This window comes from Streptomyces sp. AK08-02, from assembly GCF_033795085.1.
Taxonomy (GTDB): Bacteria; Actinomycetota; Actinomycetes; order Streptomycetales; family Streptomycetaceae; genus Streptomyces; species Streptomyces echiniscabiei.
This window is the reverse complement of the sequence record NZ_JARAZV010000002.1, coordinates 398870-415991: the sequence shown is the minus strand read 5'-3', so window position 1 is coordinate 415991 and position 17122 is coordinate 398870. Positions and strand designations below refer to the sequence as shown.

The 17122-nt window shown below is 70.1% G+C and carries 13 protein-coding genes and 1 tRNA gene; 4 read left to right on the top strand and 10 right to left on the bottom strand.

Annotated elements, in window-relative coordinates; translation table 11 throughout:
* Positions 1-101: 101 nt before the first annotated feature.
* From PV734_RS05700 to pgsA, 3 genes are read right to left on the bottom strand one after another with little or no spacing between them, the layout of a single operon-like run.
* Positions 102-1271, bottom strand: a complete 1170-nt coding sequence (locus tag PV734_RS05700) for a glycosyltransferase family 4 protein (RefSeq protein ID WP_319094005.1) — start codon at positions 1269-1271, stop codon at positions 102-104.
* Positions 1268-2221 (bottom strand): phosphatidylinositol mannoside acyltransferase, encoded by a 954-nt coding sequence (locus PV734_RS05695; RefSeq protein WP_319094006.1) that lies wholly within the window; start codon positions 2219-2221, stop codon positions 1268-1270. The genes PV734_RS05700 and PV734_RS05695 overlap by 4 nt, the downstream gene beginning before the upstream one ends.
* Positions 2218-2970, bottom strand: coding sequence for a phosphatidylinositol phosphate synthase (pgsA, locus tag PV734_RS05690; protein WP_319094007.1), 753 nt, complete (start codon positions 2968-2970; stop codon positions 2218-2220). Before pgsA ends, PV734_RS05695 begins: the two co-directional genes overlap by 4 nt.
* A gap of 257 nt (positions 2971-3227) precedes the next feature.
* Between pgsA and PV734_RS05685 the strand changes: the two genes are divergently transcribed.
* On the top strand, positions 3228-5426 hold the full coding sequence (locus PV734_RS05685; protein ID WP_319094008.1) for an elongation factor G-like protein EF-G2: 2199 nt from the start codon (positions 3228-3230) through the stop codon (positions 5424-5426).
* 219 nt (positions 5427-5645) lie between these two features.
* On the top strand, positions 5646-7313 hold the full coding sequence (locus tag PV734_RS05680; protein ID WP_319094009.1) for a hypothetical protein: 1668 nt from the start codon (positions 5646-5648) through the stop codon (positions 7311-7313).
* Positions 7314-7452: 139 nt separating this feature from the next.
* Here the strand turns inward: PV734_RS05680 and PV734_RS05675 are convergent, their stop codons facing one another.
* A complete protein-coding gene (locus PV734_RS05675) occupies positions 7453-8031 on the bottom strand; it encodes an HIT domain-containing protein (protein ID WP_319288871.1) in 579 nt (192 codons plus the stop codon).
* Between the two features lie 67 nt (positions 8032-8098).
* On the opposite strand from PV734_RS05675, the gene PV734_RS05670 reads away from it, so the two are divergent.
* Positions 8099-8785: a potassium channel family protein gene (locus PV734_RS05670; RefSeq protein WP_319288870.1), complete on the top strand. Its 687-nt coding sequence runs from the start codon at positions 8099-8101 to the stop codon at positions 8783-8785.
* 28 nt (positions 8786-8813) lie between these two features.
* Here PV734_RS05670 and thrS read toward each other — a convergent pair whose 3' ends face one another.
* From thrS to PV734_RS05655, 3 genes are all read right to left on the bottom strand, one after another.
* The gene (gene thrS, locus PV734_RS05665) at positions 8814-10790 is read right to left on the bottom strand and encodes a threonine--tRNA ligase (RefSeq protein WP_319094012.1); all 1977 of its coding nucleotides are present in this window, start codon (positions 10788-10790) and stop codon (positions 8814-8816) included.
* Between the two features lie 133 nt (positions 10791-10923).
* On the bottom strand, positions 10924-12147 hold the full coding sequence (locus tag PV734_RS05660) for a hypothetical protein (protein ID WP_319094013.1): 1224 nt from the start codon (positions 12145-12147) through the stop codon (positions 10924-10926).
* On the bottom strand, positions 12144-12710 hold the full coding sequence (locus tag PV734_RS05655; protein WP_319094014.1) for a DUF4365 domain-containing protein: 567 nt from the start codon (positions 12708-12710) through the stop codon (positions 12144-12146). The genes PV734_RS05660 and PV734_RS05655 overlap by 4 nt, the downstream gene beginning before the upstream one ends.
* 168 nt (positions 12711-12878) lie before the next feature.
* On the opposite strand from PV734_RS05655, the gene PV734_RS05650 reads away from it, so the two are divergent.
* The gene (locus PV734_RS05650; protein WP_319094015.1) at positions 12879-13604 is read left to right on the top strand and encodes a 3'-5' exonuclease; all 726 of its coding nucleotides are present in this window, start codon (positions 12879-12881) and stop codon (positions 13602-13604) included.
* Between the two features lie 66 nt (positions 13605-13670).
* Here the strand turns inward: PV734_RS05650 and PV734_RS05645 are convergent.
* The 3 genes from PV734_RS05645 to PV734_RS05635 all read right to left on the bottom strand — a co-directional run bounded on the left by PV734_RS05645 (position 13671) and on the right by PV734_RS05635 (position 17063).
* Positions 13671-13742 (bottom strand) — tRNA-Val (locus PV734_RS05645).
* Between the two features lie 66 nt (positions 13743-13808).
* Entirely contained in the window at positions 13809-14255 is a 447-nt protein-coding gene (locus tag PV734_RS05640) for an SRPBCC family protein (RefSeq protein ID WP_319094016.1), read from the bottom strand.
* Positions 14256-14324: 69 nt separating this feature from the next.
* Complete coding sequence (locus PV734_RS05635; RefSeq protein WP_319094017.1) at positions 14325-17063, bottom strand: Tat pathway signal sequence domain protein; 2739 nt, start codon at positions 17061-17063, stop codon at positions 14325-14327.
* Positions 17064-17122: the final 59 nt, after the last annotated feature.

Below are 17122 nucleotides of genomic sequence, written 5' to 3'. Positions count from 1 at the left end.
CGGCAAGGCTACAGGGGCGCTCCGCCGGTTCCGCGGAGTTGGTCACCTGGTCGTCCCCTGGGGGCTGCCGCCCCCGGACGGGCTGGATGACGGCACCCCGCTCAGTCGCGGGCAGCCAGTCCCAGCCGCGCCCGCAGCCCCGTCGACGTCCGCTCGTCCGCCGCGACCGCCGTCGTACCGTCGGTCACCGTCTCGTACACCGACAGGATGTCCGCCCCCACCGTCGACCAGTCGAACCGCCGCACATGCGCGCTGCCCCGCTCCCGCAGCTCGGCGCGGCGGCCCGGATCGCCCAGGAGCCGTACGGCCGCGTCGGCCAGGGCGTCCGCGTCCCCGTTCGTGAACAGTTCGCCCGCCGATCCCTGGTCCAGGACCTGGGCGAAGGCGTCGAGGTCGGAGGCGAGGACGGGTGCGCCCGCCGACAGGGCCTCGACCAGGATGATCCCGAAGCTCTCGCCGCCGGTGTTGGGGGCGATGTACACGTCGACGCTGCGCAGCAGCCGCGCCTTGTCCTCGTCGCTGACCATGCCCAGGAACTCGACCCGCGAGCGCAGCTCCGGCGGCAGGCCCTCCAGCGCCTCCTCCTCGTCGCCCTTGCCCGCGACCAGCAGCCTGGTCGACGGACGGGCGTCAAGGATCTTCGGGAGCGCCTTCATCAGGACCGGCAGGCCCTTGCGGGGTTCGTTGATGCGGCCGATGAAGCCGATCGTGTCGCCCTGCCACTCGGGCTTCGGCTTGGCTCCGGCGAAGGAGTCGACGTCGACTCCGTTCGGGATGACGACCGCGTCGCCGCCCAGGTGTTCCACCAGGGTGCGCCTGGCGTACTCGCTCACCGCGATCCGGGCGCTGATCTTCTCCAGCGCTGCCTGGAGGATCGAGTACGCGGCGATCATGGCCCGGGAGCGCGGGTTCGAGGTGTGGAAGGTGGCCACGATCGGGCCCTGGGCCGCCCAGCAGGCCAGCAGACCGAGCGAGGGCGAGGCCGGCTCATGGATGTGGATCACGTCGAACTCACCGTCGTGCAGCCACCGTCGCACCCTGGCAGCCGACAGGAAGCCGAAGTTCAGCCGGGCCACCGAGCCGTTGTACGGCACCGGGACGGCGCGGCCGGCCGACACGACGTACGGCGGAAGTGGGGTGTCGTCGTCGGCGGGGGCGAGGACGGACACGTCGTGGCCCAGGCGGATGAAGTACTCGGCCAGGTCGCGGATGTGGAACTGGACACCGCCCGGTACGTCCCAGGAGTACGGGCAGACGATGCCGATCTTCACGGGGTGCCCTCTCCCGTGCTCTGTTCCGGGTCCCTGCTCTGCTCCGGATCCTTCGCGGGATCGAGATCCGCGAGCCACAGCCGCTGCAGCATGTGCCAGTCCTCCGGGTGATCGGCGATTCCCGTGGCGAAGGCATCGGCCAGCGCCTGTGTCATGACAGACGTCTTCTCGGCCTTCGTACCTGTCTCGGGTACCTCGATCGGGGCATGGACACGACCGCGCATGATCGGCGAGTCGTCGTACCACAGGGTCACGGGGAGCAGGAGTGCGCCCGTCTGCTGTGCCAGCAGGGCCGGACCGGCCGGCATCCGGGCCGCGTCGCCGAAGAACTTCACCTCGACGCCCGAGGCGGACAGGTCCCGGTCGGCCACCAGGCAGACCAGGCCGCCGTCCCTCAGCCGCCGCGCCAGGGTGCCGAACGCGGTGCCGCCGCTGTGCGGCAGTACTTCCATGCCCAGGCCCTCCCGGTAGGCGACGAAACGGTCGTAGAGCGACTCCGGCTTCAGTCGTTCGGCGACCGTCGTGAAGCGTGTCTCCAGCTTGGTGGTGACCCAGGCACCGGCCAGGTCCCAGTTGCCCAGGTGCGGAAGCGCGAGGATCACGCCCCGGCCCGAGGCCAGACCGTCGGTCAGATGGTGCAGGTCCTTCGCGTCGAAGCCGGTGCTCACCCGCTCCGGGCTCCACGTCGGGAGGCGGAAGGACTCCATCCAGTAGCGCAGGTACGAACGCATGCCCGCGCGCGACAGTTCGGCGAGGCGCTGCGGGCTCGCGTCTGGCACCACGCGCGCGTAGTTCGATTCGAGCCGTCGTACGCGCTCTCCGCGCCGCTTCCAGGCGAGGTCGGCGATGGTCCGGCCGAGCCGGTCGGCGACGGGCTCGGGGAGCCTCTTGACGGCGCTCCAGCCCGCCGCGTACGCGGCGTCCGTGAGCCGCCCCCGCAGATCGCTCACGACGCCGTCTCGCTGCTCTGGGCGGGGTTCCCGCTCGCGGCCGCCGCGTCCGCCTCCGCGGCCTCCCGGCGGACCGTGACGACGCGCTGGATCAGCGTGACCAGGCTGCCGACGGCGACGATCCACAGGGCGACCGGCAGCAGGTACTGGATGCCGGGCACCCCGAACTTGTGCATGCCCGCGAGACCGGCCGCGACCAGCGAGACCACCAGGCGCTCGGCGCGCTCCACCAGGCCGTTGACGGCGACCGGCAGACCGATCGACTCGCCGCGCGCCTTGGTGTACGAGACCACCTGGCCGCTGGTCAGACAGAAGATCGAGACCGCGCACAGGACGTTGTCGTCGCCACCGCCCGCGTACCAGAGGGCGAAGCCGCCGAAGATCGCGCCGTCGGCCACCCGGTCGAGGGTGGAGTCCAGGAAGGCGCCCCAGCGGCTGGAACGGCCCAGCTGGCGTGCCATGTTGCCGTCGACGAGGTCCGAGAACACGAACAGCGTGATGACGATCGTGCCCCAGAAGAGCTCTCCCCTGGGGTAGAAGACCAGCGCGCCCGCGATCACTCCGGCGGTGCCGAGGAGCGTGACCGTGTCGGGGCTGACGCCCCGGCGGATGAGAAACGCTGCGAACGGTGTGAGGACACGCGTGAAGAATGCACGCGCGTACTTGTTCAGCATGGCCTTCCCGAGGGTCGGTGTCGCCGTGCGGCCCTGCTGGCCACCGGCTGGCCCATCGTAGCCACGCGCGCGCATGTGCGACGGTCGGGCACCCGCACCCCTGTGTCACGGCCTGACGGCATCCGGGTCACGGCGGGATGTCGGCAGGCCGGATCTCCCTCCGCTCTCCCTCCGCGCGCGGGACCCGTGCGCCCGGTCGCGTCCGTCGTATGGACGCCCCGTGACACGAGTGCGAAGCTCGAAAGCACCGCGGGCGCCATCGGAGCCGCCGCCCAACGCGGATTCGGCCGTCCGCGCCCACAGTGACCTCACCGTGCACGGGAGGCAGGACCATGGGCGACAAGGCGAACACACACCCCGGAGCCGCCGGCAGGGCTACGGCGGCCGACCACCCCGCGTCCGTACGGAATGTGGTGCTGGTCGGCCACTCCGGATCGGGCAAGACGACTCTGGTGGAGGCCCTCGCGCTGACCGCGGGGGCGGTCAACCGGGCGGGCCGCGTGGAGGACGGCGGCACCGTCTCCGACTACGACGAGATCGAGCACCGGCAGCACCGCTCGGTACAGCTCTCGCTGGTACCCGTCGAATGGGGCGGATACAAGATCAATATTCTGGACACTCCCGGATACGCCGACTTCGTCGGGGAACTGAGGGCCGGTCTGCGCGCGGCGGACGCGGCCCTTTTCGTCGTCTCGGCCTCGGACGGGGTGGACGGCTCGACGCGGATGGTGTGGGAGGAGTGCGCGGCTGTCGGTATGCCGCGCGCCATCGTCGTCACGCATCTGGAGTCCGCGCGCGCGGACTTCGACGCCATGACGCGGACCTGCGCGGAGGCCTTCGGCGCGGACGACCCCGACGCCGTGCTGCCGCTCTACCTGCCGTTGCACGGCGCACCGGGGCCGGACGGGCACGCGCCCGTGACCGGGCTGACCGGGCTGCTGTCGCAGAAGCTGTTCGACTACTCCTCCGGGGAGCGCAAGGAGTCCGAACCGGGCCCCGACCAGCTCCCGGGCCTTGAGGGGGCCCGCAACCGGCTCATCGAGGGGATCATCGCGGAGAGCGAGGACGAGACCCTCATGGACCGCTATCTGGGCGGCGAGGAGATCGACGTCAAGACCCTGGTCGACGACCTGGAACGCGCCGTCGCGCGCGGGACCTTCTTTCCCGTGCTCGCCGCCGCCCCCGCCGCCGAGGGCGCCCGGCAGGGCCTGGGCACGGTGGAGCTGCTGGAGCTGGTCACCGGGGGCTTCCCGACCCCGCTGGAGCGTGCGGCACCCGGGGTCACCACGGTGGACGGCCGCCCGCGCGAGCTGAAGCCCTGCGATCCGGACGGCCCGCTCGTCGCGGAGGTCGTGAAGACGGCCAGCGACCCCTACGTGGGCCGGGTGTCGCTCGTCCGCGTCTTCTCCGGCACCCTGCGGCCCGACGAGACGGTCCACGTCTCCGGGCACGGCCTCGCCGACCGCGGCCACGAGGACCACGATGTCGACGAGCGGGTCGGCGCGCTGTCCGCGCCCTTCGGCAAACAGCAGCGCGCGCTCACGCACTGCATCGCGGGCGACCTGGCCTGTGTGGCGAAGCTGAACCGGGCGGAGACCGGAGACACCATCTCCGCGAAGGACGACCCGCTGCTGATGGAACCGTGGGTGATGCCCGACCCACTGCTGCCGCTCGCCATCCAGGCGCACAGCAAGGCGGACGAGGACAAGCTCTCGCAGGGCCTTGGCCGGCTCGTGGCCGAGGACCCCACCATGCGGCTCGAACACAACCAGGACACCCATCAGGTGGTCCTGTGGTGCCTGGGCGAGGCCCACGCGGACGTCGCCCTGGAACGGCTGCGCAACCGGTACGGGGTCCAGGTCGACGTCGTACCGCACAAGGTCTCCCTGCGGGAGACGTTCGGCGGGCCGTCCGCGGGACGCGGCCGGCATGTCAAGCAGTCCGGTGGGCACGGGCAGTTCGCGATCTGCGCGATCGAGGTGGAGCCACTGCCGGGCGGCTCGGGCATCGAGTTCGTCGACAAGGTCGTCGGGGGCGCCGTGCCCAGGCAGTTCATCCCGTCCGTGGAGAAGGGCGTACGGGCCCAGGCGGTCAAGGGGGTCGCCGCCGGCTATCCGCTCATCGACGTACGGATCACCCTGCTCGACGGCAAAGCGCACTCGGTGGACTCCTCCGACGCCGCGTTCCAGACCGCCGGCGCGCTCGCGCTGCGCGAGGCGGCCGCCGACGTGAAGATCCACCTCCTCGAACCCGTGGCCGAGGTGACGGTGCTCGTCGGGGACGACTACGTGGGGTCCGTGATGAGCGACCTGTCGGGGCGGCGCGGCCGGGTCGTCGGCACCGAGCAGGCGGGCGGCGGGCGGACCCTCGTACGCGCGGAGGTGCCCGAGATCGAGATCGACCGGTACGCCGTCGATCTGCGCTCCCTGTCGCACGGCACCGCCCGCTTCGACCGCAGGTACGCGCGGCACGAACCGATGCCGCCGCAGATCGCCGAGAAGGTCCGTGAACAAGCCGAGGGCGCCGCGTAGTTGGCTTCCGGTGTCCCACAAGTCGCGTTCGCGGAACGCTTTCCTCCACTTCGGCGGACGGCTTGTGCCGTCCGCCGCCCAATTGTCGGTGGCTGCGGATACGCTGATCACCTGATCAAGTTGTGACTCGATCAACGTGATGACCTGTTCAACAGGTGTGCGGAGCACGGAAGTCGGGAAAGGCCGCAGAAGCGGGTACAGCGGCGAGGGGGCGGCACAGTGGCGGACGACGGTTTCGATTTCAGTCCCGGGGCGCAGGTGCCCCTGTCGGGCTCCGCGGGCCAGACGGCGGCGACCTTCGCGCTGGCCTCGGCGGCCTACCGGGAGGACGACGAGGTCACCAAGATCCTGGAAGCCGACAACGAGTGGCACCAGTCGACGGTCAAGCCGCCCCGAGGTGCCCTGGGGAAGATCTTCCGGCCCAAGCTCGGTGAGGCCTTCTCCCGTGCGGTGATCGACCGCATGCTGGGCGCCGGCCGCAAGCCGCTCATCCAGTCCTTCGGCACCGAGCCGCAGGTGGTCGTCGAGCACGCCCTCGCGGCCCACCGCATCCGGCGCGACCGCGACAACTGGCTCTCCGCGGTGATGGTGCTGTGCGGGGTGCTCTTCCTCCCCGGACTCCTGCTGTGGCTGCTGGTCTTCGTGGGCCGCGCGAACGTCGCCAAGCGCGCGGACAAGCGGGCCTCCGCCCTCGCCACTACCCTGCTGGTCGCCGTGGGCGCCTTCGCCGTGATCTTCCTGGTCAAGATGCCGTTCACCGGCTTCTGGGCCTGGTACGCACGCGCGTGCGTCGTGCTGCCGGTCGTCGGCTGGCTGTGGGCCAAGCAGATCTGCGAGCGCACCGCCCAGGACCTCCGCGACCGCTGGGCCGCGCTGCTGGCCGGCGGTGGCGTCGGTGCGAAGATCCCCGAGGCGGTCCCCGGCAGCCCCGGCGAGACCGCCGCCGAACACCTGCGCAAGGAACTGGCCCGGCTCAGCGCCGAGCAGCAGTCCAACTCCGTCTTCTACGCCGGTCCCAAGGGCATACTCGGCATGGGCACCCGGTGGGGCAGCTGGCAGCTCGCCGAGGAGCTGGTTCCCCGGGACGCGGGCAAGGAGATCCACCCCTTCCGCAGCTGGGACGTCATACGTTCGATCCACGACAAGCTGCGCATGCTGGAGCGCGGCCCGCTCAACACCGGCGGGTTCACCAAGCCGACCCTGAAGCACTGGATCGTCACCCCCGTCGGTGAGGGCGCCAAGGAGGTCTCCCGGCCCAGCGGCACGGATGTGGACGCGTACCAGATCAAGAACCACGCGATACAGGACATCTGCAACAAGCAGCAGTTCGGCAGCGGTCAGCGGCACTACCTCGGGGTCCAGTGGACGCTCTGGGACGGCCAGTTGATCATCACGATGCTCATCACGGTGACCGTGCTGCACGAGACCCTGCGCATCGAGGTGACCGGGCACGCGCTCGGTCCGGTGCACTCCCTGTTCACCAGCAAGCCCGCGGCCAAGGAGAAGGAAGTCCAGAAGTCGGTCAGGTTCTGGGAGACCCGTAAGGTCAAGCTGCCCCTGGTCGACACGGACGAGGTCGTGCGGCTCGCCGCGCGTGCGCCCCTGACCTGGTACCCGCCGCTGCTGAACTGGCTGGGTGGTTCGCTGGCTCTGCCGGAACCGTTCGGACTGCGGCACTCGTGGGCGGACCAGCCGTGGCGGCATCGCTTCATGGCCGACGACGCGCTGCGGGCGGCCACCCCTGTACTGCGGGTGGTGCACGCGGCGGCGATCAAGGTCCTGGAGGAGAACGGCGTGGACACCGAGAAGTTCGGGAACCGGTCGTCGTTCCTCAGCACAGCGGTACAGGACCCGATGCCGCGCAAGGCGGACGTCTACGATGCGTAGGCCTCCGGCGGTTGGGCGGTGCGGTTGGTTCGGGTGACCGGCTCTCTGGGGGCTGCCGCCCCCAGGCCCCCGCTTCGGCCCTGAAGGGGCCTCGTCCTCAAACGCCGGACGGGCTGGGGGTGCGGGTCCGGGCTCGTTCTCAAGCGCCGGGCCGGCTGGGGGGCGTCGGCCAGGCCTCCGCCAGCATCTTTCTCGTGTCCCCGAGCAGCTGGGGCAGCACCTTTGTGTGGCCCACCACCGGCATGAAGTTGGTGTCGCCGCCCCAGCGCGGGACGATGTGCTGGTGCAGGTGGGCCGCGATGCCCGCGCCCGCCACCGTGCCCTGGTTCATCCCGATGTTGAACCCGTGCGCCCCGGACGCCCTGCGCAGGGCCGTCATCGCCTGCTTGGTCAGTTCGGCCAGTTCGGCGGTCTCGGAGTCCGTCAGGTCCGTGTAGTCGGCGACATGCCGGTACGGCACGACCATCAGATGGCCGCCCGTGTACGGGTACAGATTCAGCACGGCGTAGACCTGCTCGCCACGCCGGAGGATGAGGCCGTCCTCGTCCGACTTGGCCGGGATCGAGCAGAAGGGACAGCCGTCGTCGGCCCCCGGGCCGGTCGGCTTGTTCTCGCCCTGGATGTAGGCCATCCGGTGAGGCGTCCACAGGCGCTGAAACGCGTCCTGCGTCCCGACTCCGATCTGCTGCTCCGGCTCACTCGTCATGCCATGCAGCATATTGCTTCGCCCATATGGAGCGTGTCGCCGGGGCACGCAGCCGGACAGCCGGGGCCAAGCTGGCGGCATGGACCGCGACAGCCGCACGGAACGCTGGGAGCGGCGCACCGAGATCCCGCTCGGGGTGGCGTCACTGCTCTATCTCACCGCGTACGCGGTACACGTGCTCGCCCTCGGCGACTCGTCCGGCGCCGGCGGCGTCGTCTGCCTGGGCGTGCTGCTGGCCGCCTGGGCGGTGTTCGCGCTCGACTACGCGGTGCGCTGGCGGCTCAGCGGCGAAGGCGCCCGATTCGTCCGCACACACTGGCTGGACACCCTTGTCCTGCTGCTGCCCCTGCTGCGCCCGCTGCGTGTCGTCAGGGTGTACGAGGCCGTACTGCACCGGCGGGGAAGTCCCCGGCTCGCGTTGCACGCGCGCGTGATCGTGTACGCCGGTCTGTCGGTGGCACTGCTCGGGTTCGCCGGCGCGCTGGCCGTGTACCAGCAGGAGCACAGTGAGCCCGGCGCGACGATCCGGACGTTCGGCGACGCCGTGTGGTGGACCTGCGCCACGCTCGCGACCGTCGGGTACGGCGATGTCGCTCCTGTGACTCCGGTCGGCCGACTGGTGGCCGTGGGCCTGATGGCGTGCGGCCTCGCACTGCTGGGGGCGGTGACCGGGTCGTTCTCGTCGTGGCTGCTGCAGGTGTTCTCGCGGGAGGAGGAACCGGCGCCGGACGAGCCCGGGGACGGCGAGGGGCCCCCGGGGAAGTGACTTCCCCGGGGGCCCCGACAGCTCTCGATCAGATCTGCACCCGGTCCTCCACGACCTTCGCGATCTTCGCGAGGGCGTCCGCGAAGGGGATGCCGTTCTCCTGCGAACCGTCCCGGTAGCGGAAGGACACCGTCTCACCGTTCATGTCGTCGTCGCCGACGATGACCATGAACGGCACCTTCTGCTTCTGGGCGTTGCGGATCTTCTTCTGCATACGGTCGGACGACGAGTCCACCTCGACCCGCAGCCCCTGCTTCTTCGCCTCCGCGGCGAACTTCTGCAGGTACTCCACGTGCCCGTCGCCGATCGGGATGCCGACCGCCTGGACCGGCGCCAGCCATGCCGGGAACGCGCCCGCGTAGTGCTCAAGGAGGACGGCGAAGAACCGCTCGATGGAGCCGAACAGGGCGCGGTGGATCATCACCGGGCGCTGCTTGGAGCCGTCGGGCCCGGTGTACTCCAGGTCGAACCGCTCCGGCAGGTTGAAGTCCAGCTGGACCGTCGACATCTGCCAGGTACGGCCGATCGCGTCCTTCACCTGGACGGAGATCTTCGGTCCGTAGAAGGCGGCGCCACCCGGGTCCGGGACCAGCAGCAGCCCCTGCTTCTCGGCCACCTGACGCAGGGTCTCCGTGGACTCCTCCCAGATCTCGTCCGAGCCGACGAACTTCTCCGGGTCCTTGGTCGACAGCTCCAGGTAGAAGTCGGTGAGCCCGTAGTCGCGCAGCAGGTTGAGGACGAAGGTGAGCGTCTTGTCGAGCTCCTCCGCCATCTGCTCCTTGGTGCAGTAGATGTGCGCGTCGTCCTGCGTGAAGCCCCGGGCACGGGTCAGGCCGTGCACCACTCCCGACTTCTCGTACCGGTACACGGTCCCGAACTCGAAGAGGCGCAGCGGGAGTTCACGGTAGGAACGGCCACGGGCGTCGAAGATCAGGTTGTGCATCGGGCAGTTCATGGGCTTGAGGTAGTAGTCCACGCCCTCGTCGAGCTGCATGGGCGGGTACATGCCGTCGGCGTACCAGTCCAGGTGGCCCGAGGTCTCGAAGAGCTTCCCCTTCGTCGCGTGCGGGGTGTAGACGAACTCGTAGCCCTCCTCCTCGTGCCGGCGGCGCGAGTAGTCCTCCATCACCCGGCGGATGATGCCGCCCTTGGGGTGGAAGACGGCGAGGCCGGAGCCGATCTGGTCGGGGATGGAGAAGAGGTCCAGCTCGTTGCCCAGCTTGCGGTGGTCGCGCTTCTCGGCCTCGACGAGGAAGTCGAGGTGCGCCTTCAGCTCCTCCTTGGAGGGCCAGGCGGTGCCGTAGATGCGCTGGAGCATCGGGTTCTTCTCGCTGCCCCGCCAGTAGGCGGCGGCGTTGCGCATCAGCTTGAACGCCGGGATGTTCCGGGTGGTGGGCAGGTGGGGACCGCGGCAGAGGTCCTTCCAACACAGGTCGCCGGTCTTGGCGTCGAGGTTGTCGTAGATGGTCAGCTCGCCGGAGCCGACCTCGACATCCGCGCCGTCGTCGGTCGAGGCGGAGCCCTTGATGCCGATCAGCTCCAGCTTGTACGGCTCCGACGCCAGCTCCTCGCGAGCCGCCTCGTCGGTCACCACACGGCGGGAGAACCGCTGACCGCGCTTCTGGATCTCCTGCATCTTCTTCTCGATGACCTTGAGGTCCTCGGGCGTGAACGGCTTCTCGACGTCGAAGTCGTAGTAGAAGCCGTCCTTGACCGGCGGGCCGATACCGAGCTTGGCCTCCGGGAACAGCTCCTGCACGGCCTGGGCCATCACGTGGGCGGTGGAGTGGCGCAGGATGTTCAGGCCGTCCTCGGAGGAGATCTCGACCGGCTCGACCTCCTCGCCGTCCGCCACCGCGTACGCGAGGTCCTTGAGCTCTCCGCCCACACGCGCGGCGACGATCGAACGTTCGCCGGCGAAGAGGTCGGCGGCCGTAGTCCCCGTCGTCACCACGCGCTCTTCCCGCTCGGAATCGCGATGGATGATCACACGGACGTCTGACACCGGTCTCTCCTGACTGCAGGTGGGTGCGGCGCCATACCGAGAGCGCGCGCAAGGAAGGATCGTACCGACCCGGCCCCGCCCACCGCGAAACAGATATCGGGAAGCCCCCCTCTCCGCCCCCTCACCGCCGCCCTCAGTCGTCCCCGCTGCACGCCTCCTCGAAGAAATCGAGGTTCTCCTGCAGCGACTTCATCAGCCGGTCCCGCTCCGCCTCGTCCACCTGCACGGGTACGACCCCGGAGGCCTGGGTCAGCCGGCGGAAGCCGCCCCGGCTCTCCAGCCGGCCGTGCACCCGCACCGGCAGGCCGACCAGGTGCGCGTGCCCGGCGATCCGGTACGCCTCCTCGTCCAGCGTCATCCGGACGTGCGGGATCTCTGCGCCGGCCAGTACCCGCAGGCGTACGGCGCCTTCGCCGCGCGGACCCGACCTGCGCATCCGTACGACCGTGCCGGTGATGCGGACCGGCACCGACGGTTCCTCGCGCAGGTACCGGGAGCCGGCCGCGCGCAGGGCGGGCAGATCTCCGGGCGAGAACTCGACGGGCTCGGTGCGGGCCGAGCAGCCTTCGGGGACCCGGGCGCCGGGTGCCCACTCGACGGCGATCCGAGCACCCTCCGTACCGCGCACCAGGCCAACGAGCGCCTCGGTCAGCTCATGGCTGACGCCCGCCTCGACGGCTCCGTCGAAGGCGTCCATGCCGCCGGTGGCCCGGTGGTAGTCGATGGCCTCACGGGCCGCGTACAGGGCCTGGTGGAGTCGCACGGCGAGGGGGCGGCCCGTGCCGACGGGGACGAACGCGGTGAGGCTGCGCCCGCCGGGGGCGGCGCCGACGAGAACCTGGTCGAGGAGGGCGTCGGCGGTCCTGCGGTGGCGGGCGCCGTAGTAGCCGGCACGCGCGCGTGTGGCGAGGGCTCCGGCGAGCATCATCCGGCGGGCGGCGGAACGCAGTTGTTCCTCGACCGGCCAGGAGGCGATGCCCGCGGGGCCGGTCGGCACGTCACGCCACCAGCGGATCTCGTCGCTGGGCACGGCGAGGGCGACGAGTACCTCGCGCGCGGCGGGCGATCCGCTGCGGGCAAGCGCGACGAGGGCCTCGCCGAGCAGGTCGTCGCTGTCGGGGAAGGCCCGGCTTTCGGGCACGAGGAGGCTCGTGCCGTGGCCGCCGGGCCCGGGTGGGGTCCAGCGGCCGTACCGTCCGACGGCTCCCCCGCGTCGCTGCCAGCCGTGCCGGCGCAGGAGGGCGCCGAGCACGGTGGGGTCGACGTGTTCGGGGGCGGGCGGTTCGTCGCGCCAGGGCGTGTCCACAGGGTGCGGGCGGACGGGCCGCAGGGGCTCCTCGTTGGGCCGGTGCGTCACGGTCTGCCTCCCGTCCCGACCCGCGTCATGATCTCGCAGAGCGCGCGGTCGTCGAAGATGCGTGAGGTCGGTATCCGCACGGTGGTCCGGTGCCGGCCGGTGATGCGCTGGCCGGCGAGGTTGATCCAGTAGCAGCAGTGCCGCAGGTCGAGGCGGTCGTGACCGGCGCGCAGCCAGTCGTCCTGCGAGCGCGGTACGAGCATCACGACCAGGATCTTGTGCACCGAGACCGGGGTGCGGGCGAGTTTCGCCAGGTGGGCGTTGTCGAGCGTGAAGGAGAAGTACGGGCCCGGCGGGTTCGGTGCGATCTGGTACGTGCACTTCAGCTGGACCTTGATGGTGACCTCGTCGTCGACCGTGTGCCCTGGGGAGCCGTGGCTGACGTGCCAGTCGATGCCGTTGTCGGGGAACGGCTGGGACAGCGAGCAGCCGGCCGCCGCGGCGACGGCGTGCAGATAACCCACCTGCAGGGTCTCCATACAGGCGGTGGTGGCGAGGGTGCCTCGATGGGGTGCCGTGCGCTCGGGCAGCAGCCCGCCCCGTTCGGGCTGCGCTATCGCCATGACCAAATGCCTTCCAAGATGGACGAATTACCATGACAGGCCACTGAAGTGCGTAAACCTGTACCTCTGTTGTCTCCTTCCGGCGTACGGCGCAAACAGCCCGGGTATCACCAAACAGGCAGAAGACGGTGCGTCAGCTGCCGTGGGTGAACGAGGAGTTGCATAGGTATGACGTGCTGGTACGAGGGCCCCTTGGCCGCGTTCGACACGGAGACCACGGGTGTGGACGTCGAGACCGACCGGATCGTGTCGGCTTCAGTCGTGGTCCAGGAAGGTCCGGCCATCCGGCCGCGGGTCAGCCGCTGGCTGATCAACCCGGGTGTGCCCGTGCCCGCTTCGGCGACGGCGGTGCACGGGCTGACGGACGAACATCTGCAGCGCAACGGCCGCTGGCCGTCCCCTGTGCTGGAGGAGATAGCCAGGGCGCTGGCGGAGCAGGCCGCGGCGGGCCGCCCGCTGGTCATCATGAACGCGCCCTTCGATCTGACCATGCTGGACCGGGAGTTGCGCCGCCATCGCGCCTCGTCGCTCGACCGCTGGTTCGAGTCGACACCGCTGCTGGTGCTGGATCCCCGGGTCCTGGACAAGCACCTGGACCGCTACCGCAAGGGCCGCCGCACCCTCACGGACCTGTGCGCGCACTACGGGGTGACGCTGGAGGGCGCCCATGACGCGGCGGCGGACGCGATGGCCTCCCTGGAGGTCGTACGGGCGGTCGGGCGCCGTTTCGCGACCCGGCTGGAGCGCCTCTCCCCCGCCGAACTGCACACGCTCCAGGCGGTGTGGCACGCGGGACAGGCGCGCGGCCTGCAGGCGTGGTTCGCGAAGAGCGGTACACCGGAGGCGGTCGATCCGGCGTGGCCACTTCGCCCGGAGATGCCGGCGGCGGCCTAGCCGTACGACAGGTGTGCGAGCACATGAAAAAACCGGTCCGTCGGTGACGGACCGGCTTTCTCCCGGTGGGCGATACTGGGTTCGAACCAGTGACCTCTTCGGTGTGAACGAAGCGCTCTCCCACTGAGCTAATCGCCCGGGAACGCACCGAACAATACAGGTCCCGGCGGGCTTCGTTCAAACCGCTTCGTTCAGGCCCCTTCGTCAAGTCGCGCGGAGGTGTGCGGCCAGTCCTCGGTGTCCCGCGCGCATCATCAGGGCGTGGTTGGCGCGGAAGAGCGGTCGGCCGGGCACCGCGAGGCGGCGCATCAGCGGTTTGGTGACGTCCACTTCCTGTTCGTAGTCGGCCCGGGTGCCGGAGCCGGCCGCGGTGAGCGTCCAGCGTGCCCAGCCGTCGAGGTCGCCGGTCATGGCGATCTCCAGGACTCCGGCCCCCGGATCGCGGCGCACCTCGCGCGCGGTGAAGATCAGGTCGTAGGGCAGCAGGGAGCGGATGCGGATGATGCCGCTGGTGTCGTCGACGCGGTCGACCGCGCGCACCTGCGGCCACCAGCGGGGGTAGTCCTCGGCCTGCTCCAGGGCGTCGTACACGGTGGCGACGGGCGCTGCCAGGGTCCAGCGGGCGCGGAAGCGGAAGTGACTCCAGTCCATGGGTGGAGTGTGCCCGCGTGCCCGCCCTCACCACGACATCGCGCGGCGGGGGCGGGCACCGGTGCTCCGCTACGAGGGCATCTTGTGGCCCAGCAGAGCGAGGTTCTCGATGGCGGCGAGGCCGTAGAGGGCGGTGTCGTTGGTGTACACCCAGTTGGCCTCGCTGCCCGGGACGAGGGTGACCGGGCCACTCACCGGCTCGGTCTTCCAGGGCGCCGACTCCTTGTAGCCGTCGGAGTTGTAGAACTTGTCCCAGGCGCGCTTGGCGAGTTTCTCGTCCCCGGTCCGGACGGCCGCGTACGCGTCGAGGCGCGAGTGGCCCTGGAACAGCAGCAGGGTGCCGAAGTTGGAGCCGTAGCGGGCCGCCTGCTCGGCCTTCGTCGCGTTGAAGAAGCGGCAGTAGTCGAAGTACGCCTCGTTGAACTTCGGCATGTCGACCAGGTCGATGAGTTCGGCGCACAGCTCGTTGAGGCCGAAGACCGCCGAGAGGTGCGAGACGCCGACGACGGGCGCCGCGGCGACGGCGAACCTCCCGGTGTCGAGGTCGTACAACCCGCTGCCCTGCACGAACCCGTTGGGCTGGGCGGCGATGGTCTCCATGGTGGAGAGCACGCGCGCCTTGGCCTTCTCCCACTTGGGGCCCTTGCGTTCCCACTCGGTCAGCCAGGCCGACACCAGGCCGCTCCAGTCGGTGCCGAAGCCGATCGACAGGGCATGCCGGTCGGGTGTGTAGGGCTCGGTGCGGATCTTGCGCAGCGGGTCCAGGGCGAGGAAGGTCTCGTCGCTGTCCACGTTGGCGTGCATGAGGTCGCCGACGCGTTCGTCACCGGTGAGGAAGTAGTAGTAGCGCCGGTAGGTGGTGTTGGCGATGCGCTGCTGCTTGGCGCTGTCGGCGTAGTGCTGGACACCGTGCCGGGTGCCGAGGCCGGCCCACTGACCGAGGTGGTAGACGTCGACCTCGCCGGTGTGGCGAGTCATCGCCTCGGCGAAGCGGAAGATGTCGGCGCGGCCGGAGCGCAGGTACGCGAACCAGAGCCAGAGGTCGGGCGACAGCTCGGAGTTGTCCCAGGCGTAGCCGCCGACGTCGTACCGCCATTGGTGCCTGGCGGGGTCGTACGAGTGCATGATGTCGCCGTAGTCCCAGAAGCCGTACCAACGGCGCATCTCCACCTGGTCCTTGTAGTAGGTGAAGAGGAAGTCCAGGTGGTCCTCGATCCTGGCCTTGGCCGGGGTGGAGCGGTCGGGCTCGGAGTACAGTCCCGGGCCGAAGACCTGGGCCTTGATGAGCTGCTTGGGCGGGGCGGCGAGCTGCGGCAACACCCGTACGGCTTCGACCTGTTCGGCGAGTTTCTCGGGTGTCGGGGTCGACTCGTTGGCCCAGAAGAGGAGTTCGGAGGTACGGGCGATGCCGTAGGGGGTGCCGAAGCCGGGTTCGTAGTCCTCGTAGGTGATGTTGAGGCCTTCGAGCTGTTCGGCGAACGTGTCCTGGCCCATGCCGTCGTGGTAGAAGCGCAGGTCCATGGGCTGGGCCTCGGGCGACCAGAGCCAGAGGGTGACCTCGGCCTCGTCGGTCTGGGCGTCGCGGATGTCGAGCTGGGCGGGGTGCTTCTCCCAGAAGTCCCGCAGGCCGAAGGAGAGTCCGCCGCTCGCCCCGCCGACGTAACCGAACCCGGAGGCGCGCTTGCCGCCGCCCGCGCCGATCCAGCCGTGCCCCTTCTTGGTGCGCTTGCGGAGGGTGAAGCCGTCGGCGGAGAGCTGGGAGAGGGTGTAGTCGCCCCACTCGGGGATGTACTGGAGGCGGGTGGTGACCCGCTGGTCCCAGGTCGAGGGGTCGGGCAGCTTCTCCCCCGCGAACTGGGCCGCCTGGACGGCCGCACCGGGGTCGCGCCGCAGCCCGGTGATGCCCTTGACGGCCTCGCGCAGCAGTCCGGCGCCGTCACCGCCGATCCGGATGTGCCGGTCGTACGAGGCGTCCCGCATCGGCACGCTGAAGCGGACCCCGATGCCGCGGATGAAGTCGCCGCTGGCCTTGCCCGGTTCCTGGGTTCCGTCGAACGTGATGGTGTGGACCATGCGGAAGGAGTCGGCGCCCGCGTAGAAGTAGAGGCGGATCGAGAAGGGGAGCCAACTGCGGCTGCCCTTGCGGTGCTTGCCGTCGATGCGAACAACCGCCCTTACCGGGCCGTCCTGTTCGACCTCGACCTTGCTGATGGCGCTGTCGAAGCGCTCGAACCTGGTGGCGCCCTGGTCCTCGTCCTCGATCTCGGGCTGGCGGATGAGGACGAGCCGCCCGTTCCTCGCGATCTCGGTGGAGCCGCGGGTCACCGACTTGACCAGGGTGGAGCCGGACTTGGCGATGCGGGCGGTGATGACTCCGGTCGAGACCGTGATGGTCCCGCCGCTGCTGTCGACGGTGATCTTCGCGGCGGGGGTATCGGGCGTCCCGGCGGCGAGCGTCAGCTTGCCGTTGCCCGAACTGACCGCGTGCGCGGTCCACTTGAGGGATCCGTCGGGCCAGTAGGCGAGCGGCCACGACTGTACGGGGACGGACTTACCATCGGCGTCCGTGAGCGCGAAGGTCTGGCTCGCGTCGTGGGTGCCCTTCGGCCAGGGCACGCCGACCGTGGAACCGGGGGCGGCGCCGAGACCGCCGTCCTCCAGCCAGTCCAGGGTCACGGGACCGGAGTCGGTCTCGGCGGCTCCGGGCGCGGCCTGCGCGTCCTTCGTTCCCAGGGCCCAGCTGAACTGGGCGGCGGCTCCGGCGACTGCGGCGGCCTTGAGGAGGGACCTGCGGGGGATGGGAGACATGAGGGACCAGCCTTTCCTTTCCGTGCGGATGCAGGGGTGGTCAGGGGCATGAAGAGACC

Bases quoted from the DNA above. Each gene is read 5' to 3' on its own strand.
- PV734_RS05635 (WP_319094017.1), bottom strand. From the start codon at position 17,063: ATGTCTCCCATCCCCCGCAGGTCCCTCCTCAAGGCCGCCGCAGTCGCC.
- PV734_RS05650 (WP_319094015.1), top strand. From the start codon at position 12,879: ATGACGTGCTGGTACGAGGGCCCCTTGGCCGCGTTCGACACGGAGACC.
- pgsA (WP_319094007.1), bottom strand. From the start codon at position 2,970: ATGCGCGCGCGTGGCTACGATGGGCCAGCCGGTGGCCAGCAGGGCCGC.
- PV734_RS05655 (WP_319094014.1), bottom strand. From the start codon at position 12,710: ATGGCGATAGCGCAGCCCGAACGGGGCGGGCTGCTGCCCGAGCGCACG.
- PV734_RS05670 (WP_319288870.1), top strand. From the start codon at position 8,099: ATGGACCGCGACAGCCGCACGGAACGCTGGGAGCGGCGCACCGAGATC.
- PV734_RS05640 (WP_319094016.1), bottom strand. From the start codon at position 14,255: ATGGACTGGAGTCACTTCCGCTTCCGCGCCCGCTGGACCCTGGCAGCG.
- PV734_RS05685 (WP_319094008.1), top strand. From the start codon at position 3,228: ATGGGCGACAAGGCGAACACACACCCCGGAGCCGCCGGCAGGGCTACG.
- PV734_RS05675 (WP_319288871.1), bottom strand. From the start codon at position 8,031: ATGCTGCATGGCATGACGAGTGAGCCGGAGCAGCAGATCGGAGTCGGG.